The organism is Clostridioides mangenotii TR (assembly GCF_000498755.1).
Lineage (GTDB): Bacteria > Bacillota > Clostridia > Peptostreptococcales > Peptostreptococcaceae > Metaclostridioides > Metaclostridioides mangenotii_A.
This window is the reverse complement of the sequence record NZ_AXUS01000004.1, coordinates 84,507-105,644: the sequence shown is the minus strand read 5'-3', so window position 1 is coordinate 105,644 and position 21,138 is coordinate 84,507. Positions and strand designations below refer to the sequence as shown.

At 30.3% G+C, this 21,138-nt stretch carries 23 protein-coding genes; 14 read left to right on the top strand and 9 right to left on the bottom strand.

Features of this window, described 5'->3' with window-relative positions; all coding sequences use genetic code 11:
- Positions 1-105: 105 nt before the first annotated feature.
- A complete protein-coding gene (locus tag T473_RS0103325; RefSeq protein ID WP_024620625.1) occupies positions 106-1,308 on the bottom strand; it encodes a pyridoxal phosphate-dependent aminotransferase in 1,203 nt (400 codons plus the stop codon).
- 285 nt (positions 1,309-1,593) lie between these two features.
- Between T473_RS0103325 and galT the strand changes: the two genes are divergently transcribed.
- The 3 genes from galT (at position 1,594) to T473_RS0103310 (ending at position 5,538) form a co-directional block, all read left to right on the top strand.
- Positions 1,594-2,544, top strand: coding sequence for a galactose-1-phosphate uridylyltransferase (galT, locus tag T473_RS0103320; protein WP_024620624.1), 951 nt, complete (start codon positions 1,594-1,596; stop codon positions 2,542-2,544).
- Positions 2,545-2,697: 153 nt separating this feature from the next.
- Positions 2,698-3,450 (top strand): exodeoxyribonuclease III, encoded by a 753-nt coding sequence (gene xth / locus T473_RS0103315; RefSeq protein WP_024620623.1) that lies wholly within the window; start codon positions 2,698-2,700, stop codon positions 3,448-3,450.
- Positions 3,451-3,639: 189 nt separating this feature from the next.
- On the top strand, positions 3,640-5,538 hold the full coding sequence (locus tag T473_RS0103310; RefSeq protein ID WP_024620622.1) for a type I glutamate--ammonia ligase: 1,899 nt from the start codon (positions 3,640-3,642) through the stop codon (positions 5,536-5,538).
- 189 nt (positions 5,539-5,727) lie between these two features.
- Here the strand turns inward: T473_RS0103310 and T473_RS0103305 are convergent, their stop codons facing one another.
- Entirely contained in the window at positions 5,728-6,840 is a 1,113-nt protein-coding gene (locus T473_RS0103305; RefSeq protein ID WP_024620621.1) for an MGDG synthase family glycosyltransferase, read from the bottom strand.
- A gap of 231 nt (positions 6,841-7,071) precedes the next feature.
- On the opposite strand from T473_RS0103305, the gene T473_RS0103300 reads away from it, so the two are divergent.
- Genes T473_RS0103300 through T473_RS0103285 form a run of 4 tightly spaced genes read left to right on the top strand, consistent with a single transcriptional unit; the run spans position 7,072 to position 9,217 of the window.
- A complete protein-coding gene (locus tag T473_RS0103300; protein ID WP_024620620.1) occupies positions 7,072-7,404 on the top strand; it encodes a PadR family transcriptional regulator in 333 nt (110 codons plus the stop codon).
- Positions 7,397-8,188, top strand: coding sequence for a DUF1700 domain-containing protein (locus tag T473_RS0103295; RefSeq protein WP_024620619.1), 792 nt, complete (start codon positions 7,397-7,399; stop codon positions 8,186-8,188). Before T473_RS0103300 ends, T473_RS0103295 begins: the two co-directional genes overlap by 8 nt.
- On the top strand, positions 8,181-8,519 hold the full coding sequence (locus tag T473_RS0103290; RefSeq protein WP_024620618.1) for a hypothetical protein: 339 nt from the start codon (positions 8,181-8,183) through the stop codon (positions 8,517-8,519). Before T473_RS0103295 ends, T473_RS0103290 begins: the two co-directional genes overlap by 8 nt.
- 14 nt (positions 8,520-8,533) lie before the next feature.
- The gene (locus T473_RS0103285) at positions 8,534-9,217 is read left to right on the top strand and encodes a hypothetical protein (RefSeq protein ID WP_024620617.1); all 684 of its coding nucleotides are present in this window, start codon (positions 8,534-8,536) and stop codon (positions 9,215-9,217) included.
- Between the two features lie 155 nt (positions 9,218-9,372).
- On the opposite strand, the gene T473_RS0103280 is transcribed toward T473_RS0103285, so the two are convergent.
- The gene (locus tag T473_RS0103280; RefSeq protein ID WP_024620616.1) at positions 9,373-10,194 is read right to left on the bottom strand and encodes a pyridoxamine kinase; all 822 of its coding nucleotides are present in this window, start codon (positions 10,192-10,194) and stop codon (positions 9,373-9,375) included.
- A gap of 219 nt (positions 10,195-10,413) precedes the next feature.
- On the opposite strand from T473_RS0103280, the gene T473_RS0103275 reads away from it, so the two are divergent.
- The 3 genes from T473_RS0103275 to T473_RS0103265 all read left to right on the top strand — a co-directional run bounded on the left by T473_RS0103275 (position 10,414) and on the right by T473_RS0103265 (position 12,656).
- Positions 10,414-11,637, top strand: coding sequence for an amidase domain-containing protein (locus T473_RS0103275; RefSeq protein ID WP_024620615.1), 1,224 nt, complete (start codon positions 10,414-10,416; stop codon positions 11,635-11,637).
- 132 nt (positions 11,638-11,769) lie between these two features.
- On the top strand, positions 11,770-11,970 hold the full coding sequence (locus tag T473_RS0103270; RefSeq protein ID WP_024620614.1) for a cold-shock protein: 201 nt from the start codon (positions 11,770-11,772) through the stop codon (positions 11,968-11,970).
- A 257-nt stretch (positions 11,971-12,227) separates the two neighbouring features.
- Positions 12,228-12,656, top strand: a complete 429-nt coding sequence (locus tag T473_RS0103265; RefSeq protein ID WP_024620613.1) for a CBS domain-containing protein — start codon at positions 12,228-12,230, stop codon at positions 12,654-12,656.
- Positions 12,657-12,914: 258 nt separating this feature from the next.
- Here the strand turns inward: T473_RS0103265 and T473_RS0103260 are convergent, their stop codons facing one another.
- From T473_RS0103260 to T473_RS0103245, 4 genes are all read right to left on the bottom strand, one after another.
- On the bottom strand, positions 12,915-13,670 hold the full coding sequence (locus T473_RS0103260) for a peptidylprolyl isomerase (protein WP_024620612.1): 756 nt from the start codon (positions 13,668-13,670) through the stop codon (positions 12,915-12,917).
- 107 nt (positions 13,671-13,777) lie between these two features.
- Positions 13,778-14,197, bottom strand: coding sequence for a hypothetical protein (locus T473_RS0103255; RefSeq protein ID WP_024620611.1), 420 nt, complete (start codon positions 14,195-14,197; stop codon positions 13,778-13,780).
- A 223-nt stretch (positions 14,198-14,420) separates the two neighbouring features.
- Positions 14,421-15,059, bottom strand: a complete 639-nt coding sequence (locus tag T473_RS0103250) for an FMN-dependent NADH-azoreductase (protein ID WP_024620610.1) — start codon at positions 15,057-15,059, stop codon at positions 14,421-14,423.
- Between the two features lie 29 nt (positions 15,060-15,088).
- Positions 15,089-15,553: a MarR family winged helix-turn-helix transcriptional regulator gene (locus tag T473_RS0103245; protein WP_024620609.1), complete on the bottom strand. Its 465-nt coding sequence runs from the start codon at positions 15,551-15,553 to the stop codon at positions 15,089-15,091.
- A 241-nt stretch (positions 15,554-15,794) separates the two neighbouring features.
- On the opposite strand from T473_RS0103245, the gene T473_RS0103240 reads away from it, so the two are divergent.
- Positions 15,795-16,346 (top strand): cob(I)yrinic acid a,c-diamide adenosyltransferase, encoded by a 552-nt coding sequence (locus T473_RS0103240; RefSeq protein WP_024620608.1) that lies wholly within the window; start codon positions 15,795-15,797, stop codon positions 16,344-16,346.
- 169 nt (positions 16,347-16,515) lie between these two features.
- On the opposite strand, the gene T473_RS0103235 is transcribed toward T473_RS0103240, so the two are convergent.
- Together T473_RS0103235 and T473_RS0103230 are read right to left on the bottom strand one after the other, a co-directional pair.
- Positions 16,516-16,971: a hypothetical protein gene (locus T473_RS0103235; RefSeq protein WP_024620607.1), complete on the bottom strand. Its 456-nt coding sequence runs from the start codon at positions 16,969-16,971 to the stop codon at positions 16,516-16,518.
- 355 nt (positions 16,972-17,326) lie between these two features.
- Positions 17,327-17,752, bottom strand: a complete 426-nt coding sequence (locus T473_RS0103230; RefSeq protein WP_024620606.1) for a helix-turn-helix domain-containing protein — start codon at positions 17,750-17,752, stop codon at positions 17,327-17,329.
- A gap of 328 nt (positions 17,753-18,080) precedes the next feature.
- On the opposite strand from T473_RS0103230, the gene T473_RS0103225 reads away from it, so the two are divergent.
- The 3 genes from T473_RS0103225 (at position 18,081) to glpK (ending at position 21,095) form a co-directional block, all read left to right on the top strand.
- Complete coding sequence (locus T473_RS0103225; RefSeq protein ID WP_024620605.1) at positions 18,081-18,290, top strand: helix-turn-helix domain-containing protein; 210 nt, start codon at positions 18,081-18,083, stop codon at positions 18,288-18,290.
- A gap of 432 nt (positions 18,291-18,722) precedes the next feature.
- Positions 18,723-19,382, top strand: a complete 660-nt coding sequence (locus T473_RS0103220; protein ID WP_024620604.1) for a hypothetical protein — start codon at positions 18,723-18,725, stop codon at positions 19,380-19,382.
- A 186-nt stretch (positions 19,383-19,568) separates the two neighbouring features.
- Entirely contained in the window at positions 19,569-21,095 is a 1,527-nt protein-coding gene (glpK, locus tag T473_RS0103215; protein WP_330369360.1) for a glycerol kinase GlpK, read from the top strand.
- Positions 21,096-21,138: the final 43 nt, after the last annotated feature.

Here is a 21,138-nt window from a genome sequence, read left to right as displayed (position 1 = left end):
ATTAGCTCGTATAAATTGGCGTATATGTAAAAAAAGAACAGCTCTTAAAACATATTTTAGTTTTAAGAGCTGCTCTTTTTATTTTAATTAATTTATCTTTATATATTAAGCTTTAGCTTTTAATGCAACGTATTGCTCTAAACCTTCTTTAAGTAGAGTAGCTGCATTTTGAAGATCTGTTTGGTTAAGGATGTAAGCAAGTCTTATCTCATTTCTTCCTAAACCTGGAGTTGCATAGAATCCTTCAGCTGGAGTAAACATTACTGTAGAATCATTTTTACAGAATTCATTTAACATCCATATAGCGAAATCTTCTGCATTGTCAACTGGAAGTTTTGCAACTATGTAGAATGCACCAGTTGGTTTTTCACAGATTACTCCGTTAACTTTGATTAATTCGTTGTATAAAACATCTCTTCTTTTTCTGTACTCTTCGTTAACTTCTTTGAAGTATGAAGTTGGAGTTTTGTAAAGTGCAACAGCACCTACTTGATCTAGTGTTGGGACACAAAGTCTTCCTTGGCATAATTTAAGTATTTCAGCTATAAGTCCTTTATTTTTAGATGCTACAGAACCAATTCTAGCTCCACAAGCACTGTATCTCTTAGAAACACTGTCTATTATTATAACTCTATCTTTAATATCTTTTAAGTTTCCGCAACTTGTATACTCAAGCCCATCGTAAACGAACTCTCTGTACACTTCGTCAGCTATTAACCAAAGATTGTTTTCTTTAGCTATATCAGCCAACATATGAAGTTCATCTGTTGTATATATAGCTCCAGTTGGATTACCTGGATTAGATATTAATATAGCTCTAGTTTTATCGTTCAATTTAGAAACTATCTCTTCTTTAGGTGGTAAGTGGAATCCGTTTTCTGCTGTTGTAGTAACAGGGTTCATTTCTACGTTAACTGCCTGACCAAATCCATTGTAGTTAGTGTAGAATGGCTCTGGAACTAGGATATTTTCGCCTGGATCACAAACAGCCATCATAGTGAACATTAATGCCTCACTACCTCCGTTTGTTACTAGTATTTCATCTTTATCAAAATCAATATTATATGTCTTGTAGTAATTTTGTAGTGCTTCTATTAATTCGGGAATACCTTCTGAACCAGCATACTCTAGAACTTCGCTTTTAAAATCTTTTACTGCATCAAAAAATCCTTGAGGAGTTTTGATATCAGGTTGACCTATATTAAGGTGATAAACTTTTGTTCCTCTTTCCTTAGCAGCTGTAGCGTAAGGTGCAAGTCTTCTAATTGGTGAAGATTGCATAGATGTTAATCTTTTAGAATATTTCATAATAAATACCTCCCAATAAAAATATTAAAATGTAATAAAGTTTTCTATGTAACGAACATAAAAATATTTAAATACAACTTTATGATATCACAGAATAATTTAAAAATCAGCATAAATTAAAATATTATTTTAAATTTTTCAGATTATTTATACAAATTAGTGCGAAATTTACAGAACATTGGGAATTGTCGTTATTGTAAAATAGAACAAATCTATTTAACCAATATCCTAAATAACATATAATAGAGATATATGTAAAAACAATTATATTGGCGAGGTGTATTTATGAAAGAATTAAGGAGAGATAAAATTACTGATGATTTAATAATTTTTGCAGCCGATCGAATTAAAAGACCGCACGACAAAAGTTCACATCAAATAGAAGAGACAGAAGAAATGGGAATTCACAATGAATGGTGCCCATTTTGTAGGGGAAATGAGAAGTATACTACTGAGCCTACTTTCGAAATAAGCAGAGATTTGGAGTGGTATGTAAAATCAGTGTACAACAAGTTTCCTATAATAGATGAATCATCATCTCAGATATTTGGAAAGCATGAGGTTATGGTCGATACATATAGACATAATGGGAGCTTTTACGACATGACAGAAGAAGAGTTTGAAGATATGTTTATCATGTTTAAAAATAGGTATAAATCATTAATACAGGAAGAAAAAGTAGAGTATGTAAATATATTTAAAAACTTCTTAAGAAAAGCTGGAGCATCACTTATGCATCCACATTCTCAGATAATGTCGATGTCTTTAGTGCCGCCAGAAGTGCAAAATGAATTAAATATAGCGCTTAAATACTATAAAGAAAATGCAAGATCTCTTTACAGCGATATTATAAAAGAGGAGTTAGAGCTTGAGAATAGGGTTGTATATAACGGAAATTCATTTTTGGTAATAGTTCCATATGCTACTAAATACAGTGGAGAGGTTAGAGTTATATTTAAAGATAATATTAAATTTGAAAACTTGACTGATGGAGATATAAAAGAGCTTTCTGATACATTTAAAAAATTATTTGTAAATATATATGAGATGAATGGATATATGCCGTTTAATTTATGCTTTCATACTCATCCTAAAAATATAGATACAGAAGCTTACTTCAATGCACACATTCATATCATACCAAGAAGGTTTAATTTCGGAGGATTTGAGTTGGGCGCAGATGTGCATGTATCATCGATAGACGCTGAAGAACTAACACTTGCTTTAAGAATTTAGTAATAAAACTTAGTGCTAAAATAAATTTAAGATAAAGTAAACAATAAATAATTGTATGATGAGAATTATAAGATATAAATAAAATTTAATTAATTAAATAAACTAGTTGGTTATAATTAATGTGGTTATAACTAAAGCAATCAGGAGGATAAAATGAAATTAATATCGTGGAATGTTAATGGTATAAGAGCGTGTGTCGGTAAAGGATTTGTAGATTTTTTTAATGAGGTAGACGCAGATATATTTTGTATACAAGAAAGTAAACTTCAAGAAGGTCAGATAGATTTAGAGTTAGAGGGTTACCATCAGTACTGGAATTACGCTGAAAAAAAGGGATATTCAGGGACTGCTATATTCACTAAACAAGAGCCTCTAAATGTTACTTACGGACTGGAGGTTGAAGAACATGATAAAGAGGGTAGAGTTATTACTTTAGAATTTGAAGATTTTTATATGGTTACAGTTTACACTCCAAACTCTCAAAATGAATTAAAAAGACTTGATTACAGAATGAAGTGGGAGGATGACTTTACAGACTATCTTATTAGATTGGACAATAAAAAACCAGTAATAGTTTGTGGAGATTTAAATGTAGCCCATCAAGATATAGATTTAAAAAATCCAAAAAATAACAGAAAAAATCCTGGATTTACAGATGAAGAAAGAGCAAAGCTTACAAATTTACTAGATAGAGGTTTTATAGATAGTTTTAGATACTTCAATCCAGAGCTTGAAGGTGCGTATTCTTGGTGGTCTTATAGATTCAATGCTAGAAAGAACAACGCAGGATGGAGAATTGACTATTTCTGCGTATCTAAAAAGTTAGAGGATAGACTTGAAGGTGCAAGTATTCATACAGATGTATTAGGTTCAGACCATTGTCCTGTAGAACTTGTTCTCAAATAATGCAATTTTTGATAGTGTTCTTTTAATAATAAAAATATTGAGAATTTGGCCAAACTATTATATAATAATTAATAACAAAGAAACAAAACACGAATATTGTTAAGAAAAAAATGTTCAATGTTTGTTAATATAGGTGATATTGTATATATAGCTAAGTGAATAAATTCATAAAAATGGGAGAGAGAATGAATGAAGGAATTACTGTATTTTATTGAAAAAGAAAACTACACTGACGATGAGCTTAAAACTGTATTAAGTGAGAATTCAAATATTAAGTTTGTATCACTTATGGGTGTCGATCTTGGGGGCAATGCAACAGATGTAAAAATACCAATAAACTTATTTTTAAAAGATATTAAAAAGTTTTTATCTTCTGCTATTCAGACTGATGGATCTAGCGTTGAGCTATATGAAATAGCTACTTTAAACAATGCAAAAGTTGATCTAATGCCAGACTCCGAAGCAAGATGGTATATTGATTACAACAAAGAGAATATCGATGAAAATACTGGGCTTCCAGTTGGAACGTTGATAATACCAGCATATTTAATTCATGATAATGAAAAAGTTTGTTCTAGAGGAATTATTGAGAAGGCTGATGAGTATTTTAAAGAATCTCTACTAAAAATCTTTAGGGAGCATCCTCATATGATTAATAATTTGGGAATAGACTCTGTAGAAGACATTGTAGACATATCGCTTACTACAGCAACAGAATTAGAGTTTTGGGTAAATACTCCAGAAGATAAGGCAAACTTAGAAAAACTTTATGTTTCGCAAAGTTTAAAAGAGCAATATTGGAAGAGAACACATGGAGTAATTAGAACTTGTCTTGAAAAGACTCTTACGGAGCTTAAAAAATTGGGAATAGAGCCGGAGTTGGCACATAAAGAAGTTGGAGGAATTCCAAGTTCAATAAGTATAGATGGTAAAATAAATCACGCTATGGAGCAATTAGAAATTTCTTGGAAGTTTGCTCGACCATTGCAAGCATGTGACAACGAACTTTTAGTTAGAAATGTAATTGATGATGTATTTTCTTCACATGGACTAGAAGTTACATTCAAAGCTAAGCCAATTGAAAAGGTTGCAGGCAGCGGAGGACATACACATATAGGAGTAAGTGCGAATCTAAAAGACGGTAGAGGTATAAACTTACTTGCGCCTACAAAACTAGAAGATGATTACCTTAGTGAAATAGGATATGGAGCACTAATGGGAATACTTAAAAACTATGAGGTATTAAGCCCTATAGTTACATCTACTAGCGATGAGTTCAATAGATTAGTTCCGGGGTTTGAAGCTCCAGTTTGTACTGTTGCTACACTAGGGCACGCATATGAGATTCCTTCTAGAAATAGATCAGTATTAATAGGGGTAATTAGAGATTTAAAGAGCCCTAGAAATATGAGATTTGAGCTTAGATCTCCAAGTCCACTTTCAAATACATACCTTGTAGCTGCTGGATGCTACCAAATGATGCTTGAAGGGATTAAAGTTGTTGCAAAGAGCGGATTAGATACTAAGGCTCTCGAAAAAGAAATATCTAAAGATGTAGGAGAAGAGAGTTTCTACTTAGAAAAAGACAGAGCGTATAGAGATGAGAATAATATATTTAATTACTATACAGAAGAAGAGAGAGTAAAAAGATTTGGAGTTCCGCCTAGAACTGTATTTGAAAATATGAAAAATTTAGATATACATAAAGATAAGCTAGAATCTTTAAAGCAAGGTGGAGTTTTTACAGATATAATAATAAACTCTTTTAAAGTTGGAGCATTAGATAAATGGCAAAAGCAACTTACTTCTAGAATAATAAGAAATGATGTAAAGATAATCAGAGGCATAGAAAAGAGACATACAAATGACAATATGGATGCACTCGATGAAGTAAACTGGAATGCAATATCTGATCTTAAATACGATATAATGAAGGATACTTTAACAAAAAAATCTCTTTTTACGAGAATTAAGGATGCAATAAACGAAAAGGATTACGAAGCAGCTTCTAATTTACAATTAGAGCTTAAAGATAAGATAGATGAAATACAAGAGCTTTACTTAGTTTATAAGAAAAATATATTCTAGTAAATGTATTTCAGAATATATATTTAAGTGTAATAAAAAATACAGTGAAAATTAAACACTTGAAATAATATGCTGAAAATTTTAACTTTACCATATAAAGCTACGGTATAGCTTAATAATAAAATTAAGATCGATTGATGAATAGAAATATTAGTTTATAAATAATATTCTAGCCAACAATCGATCTTTTTATTTTAGTAATTCACCTAAGTAATCGGGAATTTTATCTGGATGTATTAATTGCATAAAATCATCTAGGTTTCCTTTTGCATAGTCTATAAAAGAATCTAATTCACCTTTTACAAGTTTTTCTAGGAGTACTTGAAGATCTTTATCAGTTTTATATACAGAACCTATCCCCTTATCAATAATAAATTTAGCGTTTTCAATTTCCTGACCGACCTTTGGATACTTTAAAATAACAGGTGTTTTAGAATTGATAGCTTCAAATAAAGTTGCACCTCCAGGTTTAGTCAACATAAGGTCATGATTAAGTATCAATTCATACATATTTTCAACAAACCCAAGTACCTCTATATTTTTTAGAGGATATTTCTCTGTAAGAGTCTTGTACAATTTATGGTTTTTACCAGTTACTATTGTGATCTTCATAAGGTATTTGTATCTAGAGACAAAACTGTCCATCCAGTATATAAAGTCTTCATCAAATTCAAAGAGACCCCTTCCACCTCCGAGAAGTAGAAGTCTATATCTATATTGTGATTCGGTTTTTTCCTTTGAGCTAAATCTCTTACCTACAGGAACTCCAGTGACCTTTATAGAGTCAGGAGATATACCTTTGTGAACAAATCTATTCTTTATTTCATTTGTTGGGACAAAGTACATATCTGTTTTTTCATAGATCCATTCATTACTGTCTACAACATCCGTTACAACTGTTACACTTGGAATATCTGCGTCTGGATTTTTGAGCTTAAACTCATTAACACAGCCACATGCAACTGGAAATGTAGAGACTATAATATCGGGTTTAATTTTTGATATGTACTCTGAAACCTTTGGAGCATACAGCATGTGTGATATATCGTGTTTTGTATCAACTGATTTCCTAAAATAGTAATATGAATTGTATAAAACAGGAGTATACTTGGTATTGTTTTCGTAAAGTGTGACCATAGGCTTATTCATTTGAGGTATGCTGATTGTTATAAAGTTTCTAATGATAATATTGTAATCTGGATTTTCATCAAGTAAATAATCTTTAATTGCATTAGCAGCACTCGTGTGTCCAGCACCAAATTGGGCAGTAAGAATTAGTATGGTTTTGTTGTTATCTTTCAATTTTAGGCACCTCCGTAAATTAAAGATGTTAGTGTAATTATACATTTCAGAGAGTTTTTATTCAACATTTATACAAAAATATATCAATCTCTATTGTGCGTTACACAGTACTATGTTATTATAAAAACATAAACAAGTAGGCATACTGATTAAATGTGTAAAAATTTTTAATATACTACTGTGTATTGCATACTACTATGTATGATAAATTTTATAGCAAGGAGGAAACGTATGAATACACAATTCAAAAAGGGAGTACTTGAGATTTGCGTACTGGCGTTGATTGACAACAGAGATATGTATGGATATGAAATTGTGCAAAACATTTCTAAGGTCATAGATGTAAATGAAGGTACAATTTACCCGATACTTAGAAGGCTTACAAAAGATTCATACTTTGATACATACATTTTAGAATCTTCAGAAGGTCCTGCACGAAAGTACTACAGGATAACAGAGATTGGAAAAAATAATTTAAAAGAAATGTTACACGAATGGAGAGCATTTGTAAAAGCAGTTGATGTGCTTATTAGCAATGATGAAGGGGGTAGTGGCTTTGAGTAAAGAAGAATTTCTAGAAATTTTACGAGATTATTTAAAGAAAGATTTTTCCTATGATGAAGTAAACGATATTATAAGGGACTATGAAGAATATTTTGTCGACGGGATAATTGAAGGAAAAAGCGATATGGAGATAATATCTCAGCTTGGATCTCCAAAGACCATTTCCGAGGAATTTGTATCTCAAATTAAAGGAGATAAAATTTCAGAAGATAATGATCAGATAGTAAACAAAAGAGTATTAAATTGCAAGATTAACGAAGCTAAGCATAAGACAGGTAAAGGTATAAAACAAGTTGGTACAAAGATAAGTGATTTTCTAAAAAAATCACAGAAATGGTTCACAGAACTGTTGACTTTAAATATTGAAAAAGAAAGGAAAAGAAATTCTGGAGGCATAAGCAGAGCTTTAGTTTTTAGTGCTTTAATAATACTTACTATGTTTATGTTACTACCTTTTGGTAGTTTAATATTATTTATACTATCGACGTTAGCTGGTTTAGCAGCATCTGCAATAACTTCTATTATTATGATTCCATTTGTATTTAAATTTATTAGCATAATTCCAGATACATGGCTAGTATTTGTATTTGTATATGTAGCCTTTATAGGGTTTCAAATATTGGCATGGCAAATCATACTATATGTAGTGAAATTTAGTAAAGGGCTAGTTAGAAAATATATCCATTGGATTAAGACAAGAGGAATATATATAAGAGCCTCAAAGAAAAAAGATATACAATACAAGTCTGTTGATTTAAGCAAAGGAGATGGAGAGCGTGAATAAAAAAATATCGATAGTAGCAATAGTTATGTTAGTTGTAGGTATAATTGGAACTGTTTGGTCTTTTCTATATGCTACTCCAAGTATATCTGATTTTAGAGCTGAAAAAGAGTACCAGGCGAATCAAGAGTACAATATTTATGAGGAAAAAGAAGATATAAATAAGTTGGCAATTAACTCATACTCAACAAATATAACTATAAAACACCACAATAAAGATAGCGTGCTAGTTACTAAAAAAGGTGTTACTAATAATTTAAATTACAGTATTTCAAACAAAGATAAGACTTTGATCGTAGAAGAAGATAAAAATAGAATTTACGGTAAAAAATAACAGATATAGATTCAATGGTAAGAACTTTCATAGATGAAATATTTGTTTATGAGGATATCTCTATAATAATATATTTACCAAATAAAGTTGACTTAAATCTAGCTATAGGTAGTGGCGATTTAAATATAAAAGATGATATCTTTTTAAATGAGTTTAAATTAACTTCTGATGGTACCTTTAGAGGAGATTCGATGCCTAAAGAAATTCAGAATTTAAAAACTTTAGATATAAAGTCATATAATGATATATCAATGCCTGTAACAAGTATAATTGGAATAAAAGACATAATACTTACATCAAATTCAGTTGATATCTACTCAAATGATGATGAAAACATAATAGAGGATATAGAATCTAAATTGCCAGAGAATATAACTATACTAGAGCAAGATATTGGCGAAAATCTAACAGGGTCAGTCGGAATAGAATCACAAGTGCCAGTTGCCAAGAATTTAAATATTGAAGCTCCAAACTCAGTATTAACTTTAAATCTACCTACTAATAAATATAAATTTAATTACAATGTCCACTCAGAGCAAAGAAATGATCTCAACCATGAAGATCTTAAATATGATGAAGATGGTAATGAAATAAAAGAAGATATAATAGATATAAACGGACTTGTAGATAAAGCGTTAGAAAAATTAGAGACTCAGTATAACGTAAAAGCAAATGTAGGGTATCTTAAGAAAAAATAAAATTGAATACCATTATTTTAAGATAAAGAAGACAATTAAAGTAAACACGAAGATAATATATTATAATAATCATTAAATAAAACAAGTAGAGAATGGGATGTAATTAAAGTGGACGGAGATCACTTTAATTACATCCCATTTAGCTTTTTAGGAACCTACAAAGATGCGAGATCACTTAAAAAATTCTCAAACATAACTCCTTCGTTTCGGTCAGTGTCGAATTTAGAAGTATATGTAATAGTTTTATATATAAACTCATTTGCAGTATTTACTGCTAATTCAAAATTGAAATCATTGGTTAACATACCGCATAAGATAGATGCAAATATATCGCCAGTTCCACTGTAAGACTTATCATTATACTTAGAAGTTGTAAAAAATGTCATATCAGTGCTTCTATCGTAAGCAAAATTAAGAACATTTCCATTTCTTACAATTCCAGTAATAACTACCTTTTCTGGACCTAGATCTGATACTTCATGAGCAATTTTCATAATTTCCTCATTTGTATAATCGAGTTTTGAATAATCTTCACCAGCTAAATAACACGCTTCAGTTAGATTTGGAGTTGTTAAATGTGAATGACAGACTAATTTTCTTAGCTCAATTCTCATATCTTCACTAAAACAAGAATACATTTCTCCATTATCTCCCATAACTGGATCCACAACCACAAAAGAATTTGGATGCTTTACTATAAAATCTGAAACAATATCGACCTGCTGTATTGAACCTAGAAATCCAGTGTATATAGAGTTGAACTCAAACCCTAATTTATCCCAGACTTTTGTGTATTTTGGCATCTCATCAGTTAAATCTAAAAAAGAGTATTCTGGATAACCTACTTGATTAGATAATACTGCTGTTGGAAAAGGACAACATTGTACCTTTAGTGCTGAAAGAACAGGTAAAGCTACTGTCAATGAACATTTCCCTACACCCGAAATATCGTGTATAGCAGCAACCTTTTTTTGCATAATATTCCCTCCATTGCTATAAATTAATCAGTGTGCCTAAAATTTTATGCACAAATACTAATATAACTATATTACTACTAATAGAATAAAAAAAGTAGTTTATTAATTAAAATTATCTAAAAAATAAAGTGTTTTGATACAATTTATTGTTAAAACTGGACATAATAGAATATATGAACGTCAAAAATAAGAAAAGATGTACTGTTTGGAGGTGTAGTTTTGAAAAAGCTTAATTTAAAAAATAAGTACATCAAAGGAGTAGTTGGACTTGTACTTTTAGTAGTTTTCTTTGGAGCAGGATTTTATACATTAAGCAATACTTATTTAACTGAGGAAAGTTTAGAATCAAGTAAACTTATCGATACAAAGGATGATAAAGAAAAAGATGTAGAGGGAGATAACAAAAATAAACTAAAGGAAACTAAAGAAGAGAGAAAGGCTAGAGAAGAAAGAGAAGAATATAAAATTTTACTCGAAGATTTATTTGATTTTAGAAATAAGGCTATTTTGAATAAGAATGAAGATATACTAAAAGGTATATTTGATACAGATAAAAAATTCGGACTTTGGGCATATGAACATGAAATCAAAAAAATGAAGTATCTAGAAAACTGGTCTAGTAAGCAAGGTGTTAAATTTAAGAATATAAAGACTAAAGTAAATGTTAGAAAAGTTAGGGAAAGAGAGAAGAATCTCTACGGCGTAATTTGCTCTGTATCTACAGAGTATAAATACACATATGCAAATCAAAAAGATAAAGTAAATACGTTTAGAATTGGGACAGAGCACTATCTACATGTAAAGAAAGTAAAAAATAAATATATTATTACTAAAGAGTGGTATACGGACCCTTTTGCGGATTCTTTAAATTTAGAGAATATAAAATCTGATGACATTAGAAACTTTATAGACTCTAAAAAAGAAATCAAACTAAACTTAACACCCGAACAGAAAAAATGTGTTTCTTATGCTCACAAATACGCTGGATCAGCAGCTGATGAAGAAGATGGACTTAAGTTCAATGATAACTACAGAAATTACAACCCTGAAGGTGGGGATTGTGCAAATTTTGCCTCACAAATAATGTTTGAGAGTGGACGTTTTGAAAAAAATGCGACTTGGAATTACAGTGAAAGTGCAGGCACAAAAGCATGGGTAAATGCACAGGCGTTCAAAAATTATTTGCTTTATAGTGGAAGAGGATCGCTTTTAACAAAGGGAACTTTTGAAGAAGTCTACAAAGAAGCATATTTTTTAAGACCTGGTGATATTGTGGGATATGAAAAAGGTGGAAGGATAACACATGTATCGACTGTTACCGGTCTTGACTCAAAGGGATATCCTTTGGTGACATGTCATAATACAGACAGACTTTTAGTTCCGTGGGATTTAGGATGGAGCGATAAAGACATTAAATTTCATATTATTAAAGTAAATTATTAAATTATTAAAAAAATAAAGATTTTAACAAAGTATAGTTTAATATTAATTGACAAAGGTAAGTCAATGTGATAAAGTAATACTAAGGTTACAGATAAAGTAGCTAAATTTGTTTGTTTTTAGGAGGATTTATTAATGAAAACTGGTGTAGTTAAATGGTTTAACAATGAAAAAGGTTTTGGATTCATATCTGTAGAAGGTGAAGACGATGTATTCGTACACTTCTCAGCAATACAAGGTGACGGATACAAGTCATTAGAAGAAGGACAAAGCGTAGAATTCGAAGTAGTTGATGGTGCTAAAGGACCTCAAGCTGCTAATGTTGTTAGATTATAATTAAAAATTCATATATATTAGTATTCTAGTAATATGAGAGATTAACCGCTTTTTAGCGGTTTTTTCTATTTTTTTGGAAAAATCAAACAAATCAATCAAAAATTTAATTAATAGTACATTACCAAAAAAATCATAAAAAATAACAATAAAAGCGTTAATTAACCTATAAATGTGTTAAAATTAAGTGAAGTAGTAAGAAACTTAGGTTTAGAATAATAAATTTAAGTATTTTAATAAGTTTGGGGGTGTATAGTGTAATGAATATATTGTTTTTTCTTACTCCAAAGAGTGAGGTAGCATATATATATGAAGACTACACTATAAAACAAGCTATAGAGACGATGGAGCACTATAGATATTCTTCAATTCCGATAATTAATAGAGATGGCGAGTATATAGGAACTATTACAGAAGGAGACTTCTTATGGTCATTAAAAAACAAATATACTCTTAATCTGAAAGAATTAGAAAAAATGCCTGTTACTGAAATTAAAAGAAAAAAAGATAATGCACCAGTAGCGATAGATGCTAAGATCGAGGATTTAGTAATAAAATCTCTAAATCAGAATTTTGTACCTGTAATCGATGATCAAAATATATTTATTGGGATCATTAAAAGAAGAGAAATAATAGGTTATTGTTTTGAGCGTATGAGCCTTCAAGAAGAAATTGTACTAGATAGATAGTTAATATAAAATTGATTAAAGAAGTATCAAAGTAAAAAGTAGGAATATTATTATATAAGTACATCATTAAAGATGTGCACTATAATAATGTTCCTTTTTTGTTATAAGCTTTTTAATGTGGATAATAGTTTGAGTATAGTTATATAAATTGAGATTAATTAAGTAGGAATGAATTGTATTTAAACGCTAATCTTAAGCATATTAAAATATAAAAAAAGGCGATAGCATTGCTATCACCTCTTATTTTATATTAACATATTATTCTTTGTGACTTACAAGATTTTCGTATTTAGCTTTTAAAGAAGCAATTTTTTCACCGTAAACTTGGTTTTGTTTTTGGTACATTAAGTTCTTTTCGATTTCTCCTTCAACTTCTTCAAAAGTTGATTCTCCACCAGGTTGAACATCATCTAATTTTATTATATGGTATCCAAATTGAGTTTTAACAGGTTCGCTTACTTCACCTTTATTCATGCTGAATACAACTTCTTCAAATTCTGGAACCATTTGTCCTCTAGAGAAAGTTCCTAAATCCCCACCAGCTTCGTTAGAAGGACAAGTAGAGTGTTGTTTAGCAGCATCTTCGAAAGTTACATCTTCAGCTTTTATTTGAGAAAGTATTTCTTTAGCTTTATCTTCTGATTCTACTAATATATGTTTAGCTGAAGCGTTTTCAGGTTTTGCAAAATTAGCTTTATTTTCTTCAAAGAAAGCTAATTTCTCTTCTTGAGTTAAGCTTACTCCTGATAACACTTTGCTTATTGCAACTTGCTTTAATAAGTTTGCTTTAACTTTTTCAAGTTCAACTAAGAAAGCTTCTTCTTTATCTAATCCATTTTCTACTGATTCTAAATAGAATAGTTCTTGGTTTATTAAGTCATCTAGTAATTGTTTTTTACCTTCATCAGTTCCAAAATGCATCGCTTGGTATTGATCCATTGTTCTAAGCGCACTGTCGATATCTAAATTAGTAATTTCTTTTTCTCCAACTGTTGCAAGTACTTTTATTTCCATAATTATTTACTCCTTTTTATTCTTGTATTGTGTCAAACCACTAATTAAAATGATATCAGAAAAGTCTCCTTATGTCTAACATAAAAATCCAGTAATTAATTTGATTTTTAATAAAATACTGTAATCACGGCAAGAAGTAGCGATCCCATTATCCCTACAATTCCTTCTTCTCTTTTGTATCTAATTGCTTTCAATACTGAAAAGTAGAAGTAAGCACAAATTAAAGCTATTTTTAAGTATAAAAAGGTTAAGTTTTTTGGAAAAATTAAAAAACTGTATAAGGTGCTAATAAATGCAAGTATAGTGCTAAAATTGTAGTAAACTTCTATTTTATCGATTTCATAATTACACTTAGTTTTTAAATATATAAAGTGAAATGTATATATAACACAAAGAATAGAGTAGATTGTAACTAGCGATATTTCGATAATCTCATTTGAAATAACTATCCATTTGTACCATATTATCGGCCAAAACGCTAGGGATAATATTTTGAAATAGTTATCAATGTATTTTGTATCTTTCATTGTAATTCCCTTTCTATGTAGTATTATAATAATATTTGTTTTATGTAATTAATATCATTATAACAAAATATTTAAGATATCGATAAAAAATAAGTTTACAAGATTCTCTTAAATTCACTAAAATGTGTAAATATTAAAGTATTAAGGAATATTGAAGAATCAAAAAAGGTACCATTAAAATACGATTCCTTTAGATTTAGTAGTTAAATTTTATATTTATAAACTAAAACTTCTTAGCAATTTCAGAAGCCTTACCCTTAGCAACACCCATAATCTCATCTTTCTTATCAGGTGCAGCATCAATCCCATCAATATGAATAGCTTCGTAATCGAATATACCGAAGAATCCCATCATATGTTTTAAATAAGCGTCGCCAAAATCAACAATAGGAGCACCTTCAGAACGGTCGTAAACTCCACCACTAGATTGTATGTGAAGAACTTTCTTGTCCTTTAAAAGCCCAACTGGACCTTCAGCAGTGTACGCAAATGTCTTTCTAGCAACACATAAAATATCTATATAAGCTTTTAAAACTGGAGGGAAGAATAGGTTCCACATAGGATTTACAAATACTATTTTATCAGCCTCCATAAATTGGTTTAATAATTCATCATTTCTTCTAACTTTTTCTCGATCTTTTTTTGGCAAAGTATATATTGATTCTCCACTTTTTAATACTGACCAAGCATCAAATATATCTTGGCTTAAAAATGGGATATCGCCGTTAAATAAATCTAATGTTTCTACAGTATCATTAGGATGATTAGCTTTCCATTCTTTTATGAAATGATCTCCAACATTCATTGATTTTGATTTTTCGCCTGATAGCGGACTTACAGTTACATATAATAATTTTGACATATTATTTACTTCCTCTCGTTTAATTAAGTTTAATATCTTTCAGCTAAATCTTCAAATAATTTGTATATAAACTCAAGTTCTTCTTCCGTATATTTATCAAAGAGTTGAGTCTTGTGACGAACCTCATCTTCATGTCTTTTTGCGGCAAGCTCGAAAAGGTTTTTACCTCTACAAGTTAATGTTAATTCAAATTCTTTAAGATTGTCTCGTTTACAGTTTAGAGCGATCAGATCTTTTGATTGTAGCTTTTTGCAAATCTTTGATGTAGCACCTCTAGTCATAAGCATTAGATGTGATAATTCACTTTGATTGATTCCATTATTTGCACCTATATGGTAAACAGATTGAATTTCAGATAAAGTTAAGTTGTTCTCCAAGTCAATTCTCTTTGAAATTTCTTGTATAACTTTTTTCGTTTCTTCCTTAGTTTTCTCTCTTCTTCTAAGAAATTTAAATAGACTGGCTAAAACTCTTTCAGTATTGATATTAATCACCTCAAATATTGTTTCCTGGAAACTATTTTACTATTCAAATGAACGAAAGTCAATATTAAATGATAAAAATTATCAACTAATGTATTTTCGCTTAAACCACAATAAAAAACATTGAAATTTCAAGCTTTACTTACAATGGAATAAATTTGTATCAAAAAAATCTATACAATTGACCTGAGTGGGTATAAAATAATTAATAGTAAAAGTGATAAATTAAAGAAAAATGACAGGAGTGATAGTAGTGGCTAATTTATATACAAAAACAGGAGATAAAGGTCAGACAAGTTTGTTTGGTGGAAATAGGGTTAAAAAAGATAGTTTAAAGGTTGAGAGTTATGGAACTTTAGATGAGGCAAATTCAATGTTAGGTCTTGCGTACTCACAAATTACAGATGAAAAAATTAAAGAATATATAGATAAAATTCAAAGAAAAATATTTAGCGTTGGTGCAGAGCTTGCAAGTGATGATAGGGGATTTAAGATGCTAAAGGATAGCGACAAAGTAACAGAAGAAGATGTTACAGCTTTGGAAAAAATAGTTGATGAATGTACTGAAATAGTTGGAGTACAGACTTATTTCGTAATTCCAGGAGTTAACTTATCTTCGTCTGCTTTGCACGTAGCTAGAACTGTAGTTAGAAGAGCTGAAAGATGTGTAGTTAAACTAAAGAGGACTGAAGATGTAAGACCGGAAGTTGTGAAGTATATAAATAGATTATCAGATACAATATACGCATTAGCGAGATTAGAAGAGTATAGAAGTTCTAATACAGAAGACAATAGAAAACTTTAAGGCCTTGTATACAACCAAAATACTGTAGTTAATTTAAAGTTATAATACAATTTAAAATTGTTGTTAACTTAAACAAATAAAATAAACTTTAATTAAATAAAATAAGCTTGAATCAAATAAAAAGAGCTGTATCAAAATCGATTACTATCGCTTGATTACAGCTCTTAAATTACATTTTATTAACTAAAATAGCTATTTTAGCTTCTGGGTTGTAGCTAATCTGAACGATTTGATTCTTCTTAAGATTTTGAAGATCCTCACCGCCGTAAGATATTTGTAGCTTAATAGGTTGTTTACCTTGTTTAATTATCGCGACAAAATCTTTCTTTCCTTTTTTATCAAGACTTATCAGATTGCCTGCGTAAGGTTTGAAGTTTTGGTACTTCTTGCTAGAACTTCTTATGTAGAAGAATGCTCCAACAGCCACTAAGATATTTACCCCAAGTAAAATCCATCCGTTAATCTTTAGGAAATTACCTCCTAAGAGCACTATAAACATTAAAACAATAGGGATAATAGCTTTTTTCATAAGTAATTTCCCGATAATTTCGTTAGCCTTTTTTTCAGGGCCGCTCATAGTCTTAGATCTAGCAAATGACTGTGCGAATTTGTCCTTAAAGCCCATGTAAATCCTCCTAATCCAATTAAAAAATAATTTAGTTATAATGACGATATTTATTCTCTTAACGCATGTACTATTTTTTTTAACATGCACTTAAAATTATATCGATGTAAAGCAAAACATAATAGATATTTTAACATATATTTGCAGAAAAGAAAATGATCGAAGAACAAATATATAATTTAAAGTATTTATTGATAGAATAAATACTGTTATATTAGCTGAATATGCAATTTTAATATGATTTAAGTAAATATTACAACTAAATTTATATTTAAAATAACTGATATAGTAATTTTATGTAGTTTGTATTTGAGGTGAAATCGTGTCATATAAGGCGAAAAATAGGATTGAAACTTTATAATTCATCGATCTCACAAGTATTTTCATTATCACATATATCCTCGGTGATAGTATTTTCTAATTCTTGGCTTTCAAAAATTTTTAGCTCAATCATACCTTCGATTTTTATTTGATCCTTTTCGCTAAGTTGTCTATATAGTTTTAAAAGATTTTCCTCATCATGATTAATTTTTATTGATGGATATTCTTCATTATCCTCTCTCACAAAGCTAACTCTCTTTGGTTCTGAATCTAAACACAACAGGTAGTCAGTAGTTACATCGAAATACTTAGCAATAGATTTCAGAATTGTGAAATTAGGTTCTCTTAAATCCTTTTCATATTTACTTAGATTGTCAAAATCTAGAATCTTCATTAATTTATCCTGAGTTAGGTTATTGTCTTTTCTCAGTTTAGCAATTCTTTTTCCTAATGTATCCATAGTAACCCCTTTCTTCTAATAGTCAATTTGACTTTAATATAATTTCTGAATATAGTATTTTTTACAAAATAAAGTCTAAATGACTAAAAAAGTATTGACTTAAAGTCGATTTGACATTATAATGTAGTTATTGATACGAATTCATATCATAATTTTAGCATATATCTGCATCAAATAGGGAAAGTTTTATTTTGATGTTTTTTATAATATTTACTAAAGCATATATTAATATTCAGTTGGCAGAATTATGCACGGAAGGGCTTTATTTAAATACTATAAAAAATTTACACTAGTTTTTATATGAATTGTATTTTAGGAGGTCTTGTTATTGGCGGCTAGAAAAAAAGATATCCCTATGTTTGGGATAAACGTGAAAAAAAGACTTATCGAATTGAGAATGACACAGCGCGAACTTGCGAAAGATATAGGAGTGAGCGAAAACTATTTGACGGACATACTTAGTGGCAGAAGATCTGGTAAGAAGTACAGACATTTAATTTACAAAAAAATAGGACTAGAAGATCCTGATTTGCTATAAATAGACAATTACATACAGAATATATTTTATTCCCCCTTAAAAAAGTATTAATAAGAGGAAACTTTTTAGAGGGGGAATTTAATGTATAAAAAATAGTACTATGTTTTTACAGTGAAAAGTATGTAGAAAATTACAGATGTTCTTCGTACCTATATGGAAATAGATTGATTTGGAGTATTTGTCGGAATATTAAGAAAAATAGTTCTATCTATGTAAAATTAATTGAGCTATAATATATTTATAGTTCATTAAAAAAAGCTGGTTACTAATATTGTAAGCAGCTTTTTTATAAAAAGATACAAAGATGTCAAAACGACATCTTCAGTCTTAGCATATCAATATTCAAATAATGTATTTACATCGTATAAAGCTATAGAATAGTTAGTTTTATATAAATTATTAAATTCGTAAATTAGAAGGAGAAGTGATGTATTGTTAAGAAAAGGGGATATTATATGGTTAAGCGTTTTACTTGTATTTATAGCTATATTAGCAATTCCTAGCAGTAGAGAAGGATTTATTAATGTAACAGAAGCACATCCGTATATTGGTGGATTTTTTAAGTTTGCTGTTCTAGCTACAATGGGAGACTTATTGGGAGCTAGGGTTTCGTCAGGTTATTATAAAAAGCCAGTTGGGTTTGTACAAAGAGCAATAGTCTGGGGATTTATAGGGGTAGTGACAACTTTGGCGCTTTCAATATTTCCAGCGGGTGTTGCATTTGCACAAGGTAAGGGAATGTTGCCTCTAGAGGGAAGTATATTCTTTAAGGCTCTGTTTACAAGCATGGTGATGAATATAATACTATCACCAGTAATATTTATGTTCCACAAATTTACAGATAAATATATAGATACTAAATATACAACTGAAGTCCATAAAATAACTTTAAGGGAGATTGTTGATAGGATAGATTGGTTTACTTATGTAAACTTTAGTTTGTTCAAAACTATTCCGTTTTTCTGGATTCCATGTCATACAATAGTATTTTTATTCCCAGCAGAGTACAGGGTAATAGCCTCTGCATTTGCTTCAATTGCACTTGGGCTTATCTTAGCACTTGCAAATAGCTCTAAGGTTACTGCAGAGTAAGGTTAATAGAATCTAAGCATGAGAAATAAAAATCGCGTAAACAAATAAAATGAATGAAAAAATTACAAATAATTTTTAATACATTACGAATAAATAAATGAATGAATGAAAAATTATCTTAAGTAGAAAATTACTATCTTAAGATAATTTTTGTTTTTACTATAAATTAGTGTAAAATAAACATAGATAAACTTTATTCTTAAGATAAAATCAAAGGAGAGTTGTTATGGAAAAAAACTATATCATGCTCTTGACCAAGGAACTACGAGCTCTAGAGCCATAATTTTTAATAGAGAAGGCGAAATAGTAAGAGTAGCGCAGAAAGAATTCTCTCAAATATTTTCCAAGCCAGGTTGGGTCGAGCACGATGCAATGGAGATCTGGGGATCACAGAGTGGTGTTCTAAGAGAGGTAATAGAGACTGCAGGCATTAGACCTGATGAAATAGCTTCTATTGGAATTACAAATCAAAGGGAGACTACTGTAGTGTGGGATAAGCACACTGGGAAACCTGTGTACAACGCTATTGTATGGCAGTGTAGAAGGACTTCTAAGATATGTGATGATTTAAAAAATAGAGGTCTAGAAGATAAAATAAAAGAAAAAACAGGACTTTTAATAGATGCTTATTTTTCTGCTACTAAATTAAAGTGGATATTAGATAAAGTAGATGGAGCTAGAGAAAGAGCGAAAAAGGGTGATTTGTTATTTGGAACTATAGACACTTGGCTTATATGGAATTTGACGCGTGGCAAGGTGCACGTAACTGATTATTCAAACGCATCCAGAACTATGATGTTTAATATAAATACTTTAGAGTGGGATGAAGAAATTTTAGATGAGCTAGACATACCTGAGTGTATGCTGCCTGTAGTAAAGCCATCGAGTTATCTTTATGGGTATACTGATGATCATATGCTTGCAGGTGCAGAAATACCTATATCGGCATGTGCTGGGGATCAACAAGCAGCTCTATTTGGGCAGACTTGCTTTGAAGAAGGAACAGCTAAAAATACCTATGGCACAGGATGTTTCTTACTAATGAACACTGGAGAAAAACCAGTTAGATCTAAAAATGGACTTCTAACTACTATAGCATGGGGAATTAACGGAAAAATTAACTACGCACTTGAGGGAAGTATTTTTGTTGCTGGGGCATCAATTCAGTGGCTTAGAGATGAATTAAATCTTATTAATACTGCTGAAGAGAGCGAAGAGTATGCAAGTAGAGTAGAGGATACAAATGGAGTGTATGTGGTGCCAGCTTTTACTGGGCTTGGTGCACCATATTGGGATATGTACGCTAGGGGAACTATCAGTGGATTAACTAGAGGGGCTAAGAAAGAACATCTTATAAGGGCTACTTTAGAGTCTATAGCTTATCAAACTAAGGATGTACTTCAAGCTATGCAGGATGACTCAGGTATAGATCTTAAAGCTTTAAAAGTAGATGGTGGAGCTAGTAATAATAATTTTTTAATGCAGTTTCAATCAGATATCTTGGATGTAAAAATATTTAGGCCTGAAATTGTAGAGACGACGGCTTTGGGGGCAGCGTATCTTGCTGGTCTTGCTGTAGGTTTTTACAATGATAAAGATGAGATAAGCTCTAATTGGAGGATTAAGAGAGAATTTAACCCTCAGATGAATGACTGTGTAAGAGATGAAAAGTATGAGGGATGGAAGAAGGCTATCTCGAGATCGTTGGGATAAGACTTACTTTAAATATAAAAAGCTGGAGAGCATACGAACAGAT